Annotated in this window: 16 protein-coding genes; 4 read left to right on the top strand and 12 right to left on the bottom strand. The window is 44.0% G+C overall.

The features are described 5' to 3' along the window. Positions 1 to 43: 43 nt before the first annotated feature. The 3 genes from G4D54_09015 to G4D54_09005 are packed head-to-tail and all read right to left on the bottom strand — an operon-like array spanning position 44 to position 2,402. Positions 44 to 379, bottom strand: coding sequence for a PTS lactose/cellobiose transporter subunit IIA (locus G4D54_09015; GenBank protein QJA02554.1), 336 nt, complete (start codon positions 377 to 379; stop codon positions 44 to 46). After that, positions 376 to 2,010 carry a PTS transporter subunit EIIC gene (locus G4D54_09010; protein ID QJA02553.1) on the bottom strand — a complete coding sequence of 545 codons (1,635 nt, stop codon included), beginning with the start codon at positions 2,008 to 2,010 and terminating at the stop codon, positions 376 to 378. Before G4D54_09010 ends, G4D54_09015 begins: the two co-directional genes overlap by 4 nt. Before the next feature lie 14 nt (positions 2,011 to 2,024). After that, on the bottom strand, positions 2,025 to 2,402 hold the full coding sequence (locus G4D54_09005; protein QJA02552.1) for a RidA family protein: 378 nt from the start codon (positions 2,400 to 2,402) through the stop codon (positions 2,025 to 2,027). 235 nt (positions 2,403 to 2,637) lie between these two features. Here G4D54_09005 and G4D54_09000 point away from each other — a divergent pair, with 235 nt between their 5' ends. Continuing rightward, positions 2,638 to 3,312: a hypothetical protein gene (locus G4D54_09000; GenBank protein QJA02551.1), complete on the top strand. Its 675-nt coding sequence runs from the start codon at positions 2,638 to 2,640 to the stop codon at positions 3,310 to 3,312. 180 nt (positions 3,313 to 3,492) lie between these two features. Here G4D54_09000 and G4D54_08995 read toward each other — a convergent pair whose 3' ends face one another. The 6 genes from G4D54_08995 to G4D54_08970 form a co-directional block, all read right to left on the bottom strand. Then, positions 3,493 to 3,987 carry a dCMP deaminase family protein gene (locus G4D54_08995; GenBank protein ID QJA02550.1) on the bottom strand — a complete coding sequence of 165 codons (495 nt, stop codon included), beginning with the start codon at positions 3,985 to 3,987 and terminating at the stop codon, positions 3,493 to 3,495. Next, on the bottom strand, positions 3,987 to 5,240 hold the full coding sequence (locus tag G4D54_08990) for a rhomboid family intramembrane serine protease (protein ID QJA02549.1): 1,254 nt from the start codon (positions 5,238 to 5,240) through the stop codon (positions 3,987 to 3,989). The genes G4D54_08995 and G4D54_08990 overlap by 1 nt, the downstream gene beginning before the upstream one ends. 4 nt (positions 5,241 to 5,244) lie before the next feature. Further along, positions 5,245 to 6,159, bottom strand: coding sequence for an RluA family pseudouridine synthase (locus G4D54_08985; protein QJA02548.1), 915 nt, complete (start codon positions 6,157 to 6,159; stop codon positions 5,245 to 5,247). Next, positions 6,147 to 6,623 (bottom strand): lipoprotein signal peptidase, encoded by a 477-nt coding sequence (gene lspA / locus G4D54_08980; GenBank protein QJA02547.1) that lies wholly within the window; start codon positions 6,621 to 6,623, stop codon positions 6,147 to 6,149. The genes G4D54_08985 and lspA overlap by 13 nt, the downstream gene beginning before the upstream one ends. Positions 6,624 to 6,924: 301 nt before the next feature. Then, positions 6,925 to 8,181 (bottom strand): DUF2812 domain-containing protein, encoded by a 1,257-nt coding sequence (locus G4D54_08975; GenBank protein QJA02546.1) that lies wholly within the window; start codon positions 8,179 to 8,181, stop codon positions 6,925 to 6,927. Next, positions 8,178 to 8,516 (bottom strand): PadR family transcriptional regulator, encoded by a 339-nt coding sequence (locus tag G4D54_08970; GenBank protein QJA02545.1) that lies wholly within the window; start codon positions 8,514 to 8,516, stop codon positions 8,178 to 8,180. The genes G4D54_08975 and G4D54_08970 overlap by 4 nt, the downstream gene beginning before the upstream one ends. 373 nt (positions 8,517 to 8,889) lie before the next feature. Here G4D54_08970 and G4D54_08965 point away from each other — a divergent pair, with 373 nt between their 5' ends. The 3 genes from G4D54_08965 (at position 8,890) to G4D54_08955 (ending at position 10,393) form a co-directional block, all read left to right on the top strand. Then, positions 8,890 to 9,117, top strand: a complete 228-nt coding sequence (locus G4D54_08965; protein ID QJA02544.1) for a hypothetical protein — start codon at positions 8,890 to 8,892, stop codon at positions 9,115 to 9,117. 263 nt (positions 9,118 to 9,380) lie between these two features. After that, a complete protein-coding gene (locus G4D54_08960) occupies positions 9,381 to 9,644 on the top strand; it encodes a hypothetical protein (protein ID QJA02543.1) in 264 nt (87 codons plus the stop codon). A 107-nt stretch (positions 9,645 to 9,751) separates the two neighbouring features. Further along, positions 9,752 to 10,393 (top strand): CatB-related O-acetyltransferase, encoded by a 642-nt coding sequence (locus G4D54_08955; GenBank protein ID QJA02542.1) that lies wholly within the window; start codon positions 9,752 to 9,754, stop codon positions 10,391 to 10,393. A 70-nt stretch (positions 10,394 to 10,463) separates the two neighbouring features. Here G4D54_08955 and G4D54_08950 read toward each other — a convergent pair whose 3' ends face one another. From G4D54_08950 to G4D54_08940, 3 genes are read right to left on the bottom strand one after another with little or no spacing between them, the layout of a single operon-like run. Next, positions 10,464 to 10,928: a hypothetical protein gene (locus G4D54_08950; protein QJA02541.1), complete on the bottom strand. Its 465-nt coding sequence runs from the start codon at positions 10,926 to 10,928 to the stop codon at positions 10,464 to 10,466. A gap of 4 nt (positions 10,929 to 10,932) precedes the next feature. After that, a complete protein-coding gene (locus tag G4D54_08945) occupies positions 10,933 to 11,985 on the bottom strand; it encodes a DUF1700 domain-containing protein (protein ID QJA02540.1) in 1,053 nt (350 codons plus the stop codon). Beyond that, the gene (locus G4D54_08940; protein QJA02539.1) at positions 11,972 to 12,301 is read right to left on the bottom strand and encodes a PadR family transcriptional regulator; all 330 of its coding nucleotides are present in this window, start codon (positions 12,299 to 12,301) and stop codon (positions 11,972 to 11,974) included. Before G4D54_08940 ends, G4D54_08945 begins: the two co-directional genes overlap by 14 nt. Positions 12,302 to 12,447 lie beyond the last annotated feature (146 nt).

The following is a 12,447-nucleotide window of genomic DNA, read 5'->3' as shown; positions in this document are numbered from 1 at the left end:
ATCCTAAAATTTTTGGCAGAAAACTCTGCCAAAAATTCCGGTTCTATTTTTCCAATTTCTTAAACCGCTCATCAATTGCTTCGCAGATATCCACGAGCTGCTGTGCGATGTTGATTTCACTGCATACGGTCATACACGTATCCTGGGCATGTGTGAATAAAATCGAATACTCAATTTCTTCTCCATTTGATTCCGCCTGCAGAGAGGCTGTCTGTGATTGGTGCGCAGCCACAATATCTTCATTTGCATCCAAAAGCTGCTGCTTTGCACGTTCTATATCAAAGGTTTTTAAAGACTTTAATGCCTCTGCTGTTTTTAAGCGGGCATCGCCGGCATGCAGGATGATCTGCATTGCCGCCTGCGCATTTTCTAATTTCATATGATCTCCCTTTCCTTTCTGTTTTCAAGCTCTTCTTTGTACTGCTGTTTTTCAAATACCCTAAAGAATGGCATCCAAATCAGCCAGGATACAGCAAACAATGCAATTACCAGAATAACCCCGGACATACTGTTCGTTGTCAGATAGCCTTGTACGATATTTGGAAGATACCACATCTGCATAGGTGCACTCGGAATAGGAACAAGGCCGATGCGCATAACAAGATACATAAGACTTGGAATAATAATTGAATTAAGGCACAGTGGAATCATAAGGATCGGATTCCATACAACAGGAGCACCAAACACAATTGGCTCATTGATATTGAAGATTGCAGGGAAGATACAAACGCGCCCGATGGATTTCAGTTTTTTTACTTTTGAACGCATACACATCAGAACCAATGCAAGTGTACACCCCTGTCCACCGATATAGGTGATTCCCATTACCGTTTCCATAAGGTTAATACTTGACGCCGCCTGTCCTGCCGCAACCGCAGCCATATTGGCATCCATACCCTCCATCCAGATTGCCCATGCGATGGGGAACAGAATCCAGGTAAAGCCAAAGGAATACAGGAAGCAGGTGAAGAAACAAATCATAACAAGACCAAGCCAGGTCTGTCCAAAGGAAGAAATCGGTGCAAACAAGCCACGGATAAACAGTGGTAAATCAAATCCGGTGCTCATAATAAATAAACCGATGGCCAGTGTGATTGTTACAGGAACAAGTGCATCCATCCATGCCACAACCATATCCGGCATAACCGTATCCTCCTTAAACATAGAGTGCCTAGAAGCAAAATTAAAAATCCATGCTGTAAAAACGGATGTCACAACTGCTGTCAGCATACCCCCTGTTCCAATTTTATCCATGATGAAATTCATCGTACCGGTTTCTCCATCTATGACCGGAAGTGTGATGATAAAGAAGAGAGCAAGACTGGTCAGCATCGCAGAAATTTTCAATTTCTCATTCCCTCTTTTTTCCAGTACCTTCATCGGTACCAGAATAGCCAGAAATACTGCAATCAAGCCAAAGGAATATGTATTCAGCATGGAGATATCCGGAATCCAGCTCATCACCTCAAAGTTACGGAATACACCGACAATTGAGGAAACTGAACCGATCATAATCATTGGCAGTATACTCATGATGGATTGTTGTATTGCGGATATATAAATATTCTGTGTAAGCTTATCCAGTTTAGGAGCCAGTGATTTGGTAATCCATCCCATAAAGCCCTTCGCCGATTCCTCCGAGGCCTCACTGCTCTGCGTTGTTTTTTCCTCTTTTACAGAGATTTCTTCGACAGGCTTTTTTACTTCCCGCAACGCATCCAATGCCTGCTTCAGCGTAGCAGCTCCATCAATACTTCCATACGCATCCTTGTCAATAAAGGCAAACGGAATATTAAACTTTTTTAAATCCTTTTCGAGCGCTTCCCTTTTAAACGCTAGATGAGGACCAAACATGACAAGATCTGTCCCCTGTAAATTGTTCATCATTTCTGCTTCACTTCGTGCAATTATTTCAAAATTTTCAATTCCCTGTTCTTTTGCGGCTTTTCGCATTGCCTGCGCCATAAAACCACTGGACGCACCTGCTCCGCACATTAACAAAATTTTCATAAGTTCTCTCCTTGTTATTTACACGCAATAACTTCTAATTCAAACAATGCCTGTTTCGGAAGCTCCTTCACGGATACACAGGATCTTGCCGGATAATTTCCTACAAAATACTCAGCATAAATTTCATTTACCACAGCAAAATTCTCCATTTCTGTCAAGTAGCATGTCGTCTTTACAACATCCCTCATTTCATAGCCGGCCTTTTCCAAAATCGCCTTCACATTTTCAAGTGATTGTCTTGCCTGTTCAGCAATATCCCCGCTCACGATCACCCCCTGCCCGGGTTCTATCGGAAGCTGTCCGGATACAAACAACAAATTGCCATTCGTGACTGCCTGTGAATAGGGGCCGATTGCAGCAGGTGCGCTATCGGCATCAATAATTTTGTTCATTCCTTTCTCCTTTCTAATGAAATATTTTTTACTCCTATACTATAATACATTATTTTATTTTAGTCAATAAAATAATTATCATTTGTTAGATGAATTATATTTTAAGATTACAAAACTTTAGCAGTATTAAGCAATTTTCGCATTTATTTAGTTTACTTAATGAATTTTTTTGAAATTGTTTTGAATAAATGAAATTAGTACGCTATAATAGACAGCGAAGGGAGTGGAGGATACCATGAAACCACAAGAAGTTCAATTAACCCTGATTGATAAGATGATTCTGCAAAGCTACCGCTCAATGGTTGAAGGTCTGGGCAACTATTTAGGAGAGGCCTATGAAATCGTGCTTCATAGTCTGGAGGACTTTCAGCACTCCGTCATTTATATCAACCATGGTGAGCATACCGGCAGAAAGGTCGGTGCCCCGATTACAGATAAGGCATTAGACTTTCTCATCAAGTTCAGTGAGAACAGCTCGAAACAGGAAACCTATTATTCGGTCAATGCAAAGGGAGAACCTCTGAAAAGCACAACGATTGCCATCAAAGGAGAAAATGACCGCATTATCGGTTTATTGTGTATGAATTTTTATATGAATATCAGTTTTTATGATTTCATTCATACGTTCGTACAAAAAGAAACTCTCACAGCAGAAAACGATTCCGCAACAGAAACCTTTGCCAGTAATGTAGATGATATGATTACATCAACATTAAATACCGTAAAAGAGAGGATATACAATGACCCTGCTATAAGCTCGTCAAATAAAAACAAAGAAATTATTTATGACCTGTATAATAAAGGAATTTTCCAAATCAAGGACGCTGTTACAGTTATCGCTAAGCTTTTGAACATTTCAAAAAACACGGTGTATTTGCATTTGCGAAAATGCAGCAATCATAAATTCTGATATCATATGAATACCAGCATATAACAAAAAAGCTATTTCACTTAAACTTTTATCGTGAAATAGCTTTTCTTCATACTGAAGGATTCTATAAGTACGAGCATTCATAACAATCGCATAAATGCACAGCGAACAATTGGTATTCACACAAGGAATGCTGGTCCTATGATTGCCTGAACCTTCTTATCGTATTGTCGGATTAATTTTTCTGGATACCTGCAAATCAATGGCATAGGGAAGCTGTACCAGCTCTACCCCCGCACTGCGCAGCATCCGCTTGCTGGCAATCGTCCCTTCTGTATGTGCATACTTATCGGACTCATACACAATACGGCTGATTCCGCTCTGTATGATCGCCTTTGCGCACTCATTGCATGGAAACAGCGACACATAAATACTGCATCCTTTTAAATCATGCTTGCTGTTTAAAATCGCATTCAGCTCCGCATGCACGACATAGGGATATTTGGTGTTACCGAAATCCCCTTCCCGATCCCATGGAAACTCATCATCGCTGCAGCCGTTTGGAAATCCGTTATAGCCGATACTGACAACACGATGCTCACTGCTGACAATGACAGCCCCCACCTGTGTGGAAGGATCCTTGCTCCGTTTGGCACTCAGGTGCGCCAGTCCCATGAAATATTCATCCCAAGTTAGTACATCTTCCCGTTTCATTAAATACCTCCTGTTTTTTCATACTGCTGATGAAAATGCTCCTGCAGATATTCTGCATAGGCATTGAGCGGTGTATGACGGTAAACACGGATTATGGCTTCATCCAAATGCCGATCCAGCGGTGCAACCGTATCCACAGCAGCACCATAGGCAAACAGACTTGCCGCATACAGAACAAGCGCCAGACAGGCATGCTGCTTCATACCGGATTCACTCTGTCTGCCATGCATCCATAAGCCGTACAGAATTCCGCACAGAATCCCCGCAATACAGGCGATAAAGGACACCGAGGGCACCAGTGCCAGTACGGCCAGAATTGCCATACAGTTATACAACGGAATACGCAGTAGTGGATGTCGCAGTGTATGCGACAGCAGCTGACTGGTGAGAAAGGCTGCCGCCACACCAAAGATCCCGGCGCTCATACCAGTCGCAATCCCGTTAGGTGCCGCAATCAGCTGTGCAGCATTCCCCAATATCACAGAGGAAAGAAAAACCGCCAGATACCAGCCTCTTCCCAAACGCTGTTCACACAGCTTTCCGGTCGCATACAGGGCATACAGGCTGATGACGAAATGAACAACACCGTTATGTACAAAGCCGCCGCTGAGAATACGCCAGTATTCATGCGCCGCAACAATACTCATCTTATAGTAACCGCCGACAGCCACGGTGGCACTTTCCATATTACCGTCCAGATAGGCCAGTAGATATTCTAGTACGAGAAATATCGTACAAATCGCCATAATAGCAATTGTGCAGCGTGGAATACTTTTCTTACGCGCTTTTTTTATGAAATCCTGCTGCTGCTTCAGCTCTGCCTCTTCCACCTGAGCCATGAGTGTACTGCTTTCCTTATCCGGATCTGCCACGCGATGCACGACACGGTCAATGCCATGAAAGACGCTGGTCAGCTGCGGTTCACTGAGGGCTGAAGGAGTGATGCAAATCTGTGTCAGAAACGCATTGTGCACCGGACTGGATTGCGGATTGGTATTCAAAATCAGCATCGGTCCCTCTCTGTGCATCAGATTGAGTATGATGCGGTGAACGTTGCGCACATAATCCGTGTCCGCAAAGGTTCCGGCATTGCCGCTGGATGAAATGCGGATCACCGGATATACCTGATGATTTTCATTCATCAGCCACAGATCATCCTTGTGCTGCTGAACCCTTACAATGCGATAATGCTGTTGTACGACCAGGTAATGCAGCAGCTGATAGGCAAACAAATCATATTCACTAATCTGCATCCAGTCACCTCGATTCCTGTCGCAGTTCTTCCAGTATGTCCGCAAACTGCTTCGGCAGCTCTGCTTCCACTGTCATCACTTCCCCCGTTCTCGGATGCTGAAAGGTAAGCTGGTGCGCATGCAGGAGTTGTCCGTTTGTCTGCATGGTCTTGCGATAGCTGTATTTCTCATCCCCCACTACCGGATGTCCGATATACTGCATATGAACACGAATCTGATGCGTTCGTCCGGTTTCCAGACGACATTCCACCAGGGTATAATTTTCAAATCGCTCAATCACCTGGAAATGTGTACGCGCATCCTTTGAGTTGGTTGCCGTTACCGCCATCTTCTGGCGATCCTTCACATCCCGTCCTATCGGCGCGTCAATGGTACCGAAATCATGCTGAATCACACCGTGTACCAGCGCATAATACAAACGGTTCACTGTCTTGCTTTGCAGCTGTTTGGACAATGACGCATGGGCGAGATCATTTTTAGCGACAATCAGCAGTCCCGTTGTATCCTTATCAATGCGATGCACGATTCCCGGACGCAGTGTACCATTGATTCCGGAAAGATCCTTACAGTGATACAGCAGTCCGTTGACAAGTGTCCCGCTTTGATTTCCTGCAGCAGGATGCACGACAATATTTTTTGGCTTATTGATGACGATCACATCTTCATCCTCATATCGCACGTCCAGCTCCATTTTTTCCGGACGGGCTTCCATTTCCATTTCATCATTGAATACGGCCGTAATGCAATCGTCTGCCTTCACCTTATAATTTGCCTTCACCGCATTCTGATTGACCAGAATGCTTCCCTCAGCCAGCAGCGCCTGCACCCGGCTGCGGGATAAATCCTCCTGTTCACTGATGTATTTATCAATGCGAGCCCCTGCATCCTCTGCAGCGGCGATAATCTTTATTTCGCGCATATCCTACGACCTCCATATGTTTCCAGAACCATTGATAAAACAATGAGCCCTACACCGACACAAAGTGATATGTCAGCGACGTTGAATACCGGAAAATCATATCCGAAGATAATGAAATCCAGAAAATCACGAACATACTGGAAAATAAGACGATCAATAAAATTTCCCAGTGTACCGGCCATCATCAATACCACACCAATGCGTGTCAGTCTGTCCCTGTGATCTGTAGTACGGTAAAAATACAGCATGCCAATCAGAAAAACAATGGAAATCAGATAAAAGAAAACCATCTTTCCTTCCAGCATGCTCCAGGCTGCCCCTGTATTGTGCAGATACGTAATTCTGAAAAATCCCGGAATTACGTCAAAGCTCTCATCTATTTGCATGGACGTCTGCACGCCCCACTTGCTCAGCTGATCCAGCAGTAGTACTGCCGCCATCATCAGAATATGCTTAGCCTTCATGCGATTCACCTTTCCTTATATGTTCTGTGGGCTATCCTTTAAAAAGCACACAAAACAGTATCGTATCATATTATAACAAAAAAAACCGCCATTGGCGATTTTTATGTGTACTTTTTATTTCGAATCACGGTAATTAGGAAAGTTTATAAATAAGGAGGATGAACTCGACACGTTCATACAAAGATTCTGAATAAAAAGTCCATTGGCAGATTCTTATGAAATCTGCTTACAGTATACCACGAAGAAACCATACTTTCAACACATTTTTCAATTTTTATTCATTTTATTTCTGAAAATATTTTCACAGATTCAACAATTCATGTATGAGCTTCCATCCGTCATCATCCAGCAAAAAATCGTCATTGATACATACATAGGTATCATCACGGATGAACAACACCTCATACTCTCCCTTATACATGGTGACCCCCTGTGTCTTTATCGGCTCACCATATCCCCTGCACATCTGCTCCATTCCATCCTCACTTTGATAACGGCGCTTCGTCCAATCCCTGAAAAACCCATCGCGGATGCGATACCAATCAATATACAAATTCTTATCCGCTGCATCCTCTTTCTCGCTGTAGGCACTGAAGGACATATGCTCGCTCAGTATGGAAGATTCGCTGTAGCTGTCCAGAGTCAGACCTGCGGTATTTACATGCTGCAGGACAAAATCCGATAACCTTGTCTGTTCCATCGGCTTTTGAAACGAAAGCGAATCATAGGTGCTGGTAAGTGTGATATTCACGCCTATCGCAAAGGTTACCCAAAGCAGTGCTATACTGCCAATCACCTTGAATCCCATTGGATATCTGGTTTTCAAAAAACGGTAAATGAGCCAGCCGAAGACCAGAAAGATCACAGTGAATGCGATCACATAAAGAACATTGACTGTGAACAAAGAGCCGATCAGCATACAGATCAGCAGCACTACACTGCCATACACGATTCTTGACTGCCGAAGCAGCATTTTTGAAGAGGTCATATTCCTTCTGCGCACAAGCCATATAAAGTAAGGGAGAAGATGGATCAGCCATGTAATATTCAATGCGGCCATCAAAAGAAAATTCTGAAACTGGGAACCATCGGCGTACATGCTCCAAAGAAGTCCGTGATAGCTTTGCAGCAACAGCAGTACATACAGCGCCCATGATATGAAAAGCCATACAGCTGTCTTGTGCATACTCACATTCATGATACGGCGATCCTCCTGTGTTCCCTCTCGCAAGGTAAGGTTAGGATCATCGCAGCGATACACCATGAGCGGGCCATTTGATCCGACAAACGTATACCCGAATTCTTCAACAAAGGTGCGATACTTATGGGCATCCGCTGTTTCTGAATCCGGTATAATCATGGAGTAATCCTTTGTATAGTCCACAAGGTAATACTCCTTCTGTGAAGCATCCGCTTCAAATGTGAGCCAGCAGGAGCGGTCCCCTTTTAAGCTTACCAGCTTCCAGCCCTTCTCCGCCATGTCATTCAGATATGCCTGTAAAGCCGGGTATTCAAACGGATATACAATCAGCCATACATGTTTCTTCCTTCGTTTCATGAAGCCGCCTCCTTTTCACTGCTTTGCTTTTCAATCCATACTTCCCCATCCTGCAGCATGGTTTTCAAGCGCCTGTATTCCTGCATCAGCATTTCCTTTCCTTTTTCTGTAATCAGATAGAACCGTTTCCTGCCATCCGATTCCGTTTCCCGAATCATATCTTCATTTTCAAACTTCGACAGCATGGTATATAGGGTTCCCGGTACCAGGTGTACTCTTCCCCTGGTCAGCTTCAGAACAAACTCTGTAATCTCCATCCCGCAGCGTGCCTGAAGCAGCGCAATCAGCGTATAGTACATTGGCTCTGTCAATGTTTCCAGCTGTTTCTTCGGCACAGCACCACCTCCAATATCGTTTAACGATATATCTCTGTTACCATTATATTATCGTTTAACGATATTGTCAATACGATTAGAAAATTACAGAGGTAGAAAGCGTTGCTTTTCAGCATGTGAACGGAACTAAACAGATAACTTTGAAACTCGCGAAGGTCTCAGCTTCAGACGCTTCCATCGAGCTTGGATTTTGATAACGGCGAAGCAACAAGCTTCAACATAGATTTCTTATATAAGCAGCTGTACTTGCTTTATCTCCTACACTGCTGTGCTTTGTACATGCCGCAGGTCGAACCATCCTTCCGTAACTTGTCACGCTGCAGCAGCCATGCTATACTACGTTTAACACAACATGATGAAAAGGAGAACACCTATGAAAAAACTTAAAAGCATACCCGGCAAATGGATGCTGTCCATCATGCTTGCCCTGCTTCTCACCACATGCTACTTCGTCCTGAACAGCAGGGCTTCCCTGCTGGAACAAAAGGAGCAGCTTGTACAGCAGGAACAAAAGCTGATTGCACAGGAGGAAGCAGGAATTCCCATCCGCACACAGCATGTTTCTCCTGCATCTGTTCATGTCGGGGCTGCCTACCTGTGAATCATCCCCTTTGGCATTTTGGAGGTCTGCTTTCTAATTTTATACATTGTGCGCTACCTTGCATAGCTTTCTTTTTACGGCAGCTGCATTGTAGATTATACGAAAGCATGCTATACTGAAGCCACAAGGAAGTGTGATAACATGAAGCTAAATGAAGCAAGACTCCATGCAACGCCGGAATGCTGCGACACCTGCATGGAGTAAACAAGTCGCAGCATTTGCCGGCTTTGCATCCTGAACAGAATTGTAAAGGAGGAGCCTGCATGAAATATGTAAATGCCCGTACTATTTTACCAATTGACCTGGTGGAGGAGCTACAGAAGTATATACAGGCAGGATACATTTATATTCCTGCTGCCGGAAAGAAAAAACGCTGGGGAGAGCGCAGCGGCTATCGAACCGAGCTGCATCTGCGAAATGAAGGCATCCGGCAACGCTATGTGTCCGGCTGCACGATTGAGGAGCTTTCCACTCAGTATGCATTATCGGCACATGCTATTAAGAAAATCATTTATCAAAAATCATAAGAATGCTGCGGCATTCTTTTTTTCTACAAAACAGGTCTGTACGGTTTTGTGGCTTGCCGCATCCGCACCTCTTCCCGTACAATGAACAGGTAAGAAGGAGAACAAACATGAATAAACATCTGATTTATCCACGCAGCGGTGATCCAAATACCGTCTATATCAAAAATGTCATAACCCGACCGGGAATTACGGCAGGTGATTTTTCGATGTACAATGACCATGCACGAGATCCCCGTGATTTTGAAAAGCATAACGTTTTATACCAGTACCCTGTCAACCGCGATCGCCTGATCATCGGTAAATTCTGTTCCATCGCCTGCGGTGCAAAATTTTTATTTAATAGTGCGAATCATGCACTGCAGTCCCTGTCAACCTATCCCTTCCCCATTTTTTTCGAAGAGTGGCAGCTAAAGCCGGAGAATGTGCAAGATGCATGGGATAATAAGGGAGATATCGTAATTGGCAATGATGTATGGATCGGATACGAAGCAGTGATACTGGCCGGTGTTACGATCGGTGACGGCGCCATTATCGGAACACGGGCGCTTGTCACAAGGGATGTTGCGCCCTATACCATCGTCGGCGGTGTGCCTGCCAGAGAAATACGGCGGCGCTTTCCCGAGGAAACCATAGCAGAGCTGCTTGCCCTGAAATGGTGGGACTGGCCTGTCGAGCTTATCCAAAGCAATATGACGGCCTTACAACGTGGTGATATCCGACAATTAAAAGAAGCACAGAGCACCATATGAGGGTTTAAATTTCATATAAGAGCTAAAAAAAACGCGGCATTCTATGTTCCGCGTTTTTTCTATTACAATCCTATTCGTAGGTCACATGTACACGATCTCTTGCCTGTGAGGAGGATACAATAACAACATTTTCTCTGTAATCCATTGTATAGACCTTGCGATGCTTCAAGCCGTCAAGAAAGGTATTCAGGAAATCCATGCCGTCATTGACACCCCATTCATGGTCATAGCGCTCTTCGATAACGATCGTATTCCCGCTCGTTTTCACCCGCACATCCGAAGCATACTCAACACGAACCTCATCCTTCATGCTCTCATCATATTTCCACTCATAACCCGTATAGTAATCATCCTCAAACACAATATTCAAATCCTGATTCTTCACACGGAAGGTTTGTGTCTTTACGGTATCAGAGCCGTAATAGGCGCTTCTTCCGTCCACAAATTCAAATTCCTTAATTTCAAATACCAGCATGGTTGTTCCAATCGCCATCATCGTAATACCGACTATCAGGGATATCAGAAATTTTTTCATATGCCTACCCCCTTCTCCATAAAACGCTGTACAGCAGTGATAGAAAGCCTCCGGTTGCCACCAATGCGCCAATAACGATAAAGTAGGCACCAAACAGGGTCAGTCCTTCAAAGCTGAGCACAATCATCGCACCCAGCGCACAGCACAATGCCACGATGATACCGACAAAAGGAATCATCATCAGACAGAAGAAGATTCGCATCAGAATCGTCGCAACACTTGTCACACCGCGTTCGATATGCTCCCCTTCATAGGAACGGCGATACTCTCTTCTGCGCGGCTCCTCATACATGCTCTCATCCTCATATTCATCAAATGAATCATCTGTTTCCTCACGCTGTGCAGCTCTTTCCTGATACTTCACATCATCATGCTCATCATATACCGTTTCCCGACGCGTGCTGCGATCATTTGTAAAGAAATGCACCGTCTTTTTGGCGTGATCAAAATCAAAATCAAAGCTTTCTTTAAAGTCTTCAAACACACTGGCACCGTCTCCGTTTTTCGAATGACTGCGATAACGGTTCAGTCGTTTTGTGCACAGGTTAACCAGCACTACAACAAAGATTGCCACATAGGCGACACCGATAATAAATTTCCAAATAGCAGCCAGCAGACTTCCGATTCCAAAGCCTGCCACGGAATGCAGCAGACTGCTTCCCAAAGAGGAAATCATGCGGAAGGGAATATGCAGAACAGCCAGCAGAATCAGTATCACAAGGATTTCGAATACAAGGCGTACGACATCATCCATCTGCAGGGAGGTGAAAGAGCCCAGAAACCGCTGAAAGCCGTTGAACAGATCATCCATAAAGCGGTTCAGCTTGGTATCAAAGGATCGGTTGACACGGTCCGTATTGATTTTATAAGCATCCAGAATATCATCCACCAGCTCATCGATATTACCGAAATCCTCGATTGCCTCTTCCTCCGTTTTTCCTTCCTTCATTTTCATTTCAATATGTGTGCGGTACTCATCAATGATATCTCGTCGTTCCCTTTCATTGATAACATCCAGCTTGCGATCCAGCAATCGCAGAAATTCATCTTTCGTCATCGATTTCACTCTCCTTTATAAATCTGCTGACCTGTTCATGGAATTCATTCCATTCCTGCAGCAGCTCCGTTGTCCTCGTTTTTCCATTCCCGGTTATGCGATAATATTTTCGCGGAGGTCCCTCTGTGGATTCACTGAGGTAGGTTTCAAAATAGTGCTCATTGGTCAGACGCTTCAGCAGCGGGTAGATGGTTCCCTCATTCACATTGATCACCTTACTGACCTCGGACACCAGCTCATATCCGTACATATCCTTTTTATATACGCAAAGCAGCACAATCAGTTCCAGAACACCCTTCTTGAATTGTGTGTTCACCAGCATCACCTCCACTATTATAATACATCTAGTACTTTGTATTGTCAAGTACTAAAATAAAAGTAATACTGTATATAACATAAATGAGAAAAACATACAGAAACAAGGTATGCTATAGATACTGTATTCTCCATTTTTCGGCATAA

Origin of the sequence: [Clostridium] innocuum, assembly GCA_012317185.1 — a bacterium.
Classification (GTDB): Bacteria; Bacillota_I; Bacilli_A; order Erysipelotrichales; family Erysipelotrichaceae; genus Clostridium_AQ; species Clostridium_AQ innocuum.
The sequence above is the reverse complement of the archived record's forward strand: the minus strand, read 5'-3'. Positions and strand labels throughout refer to the sequence as shown.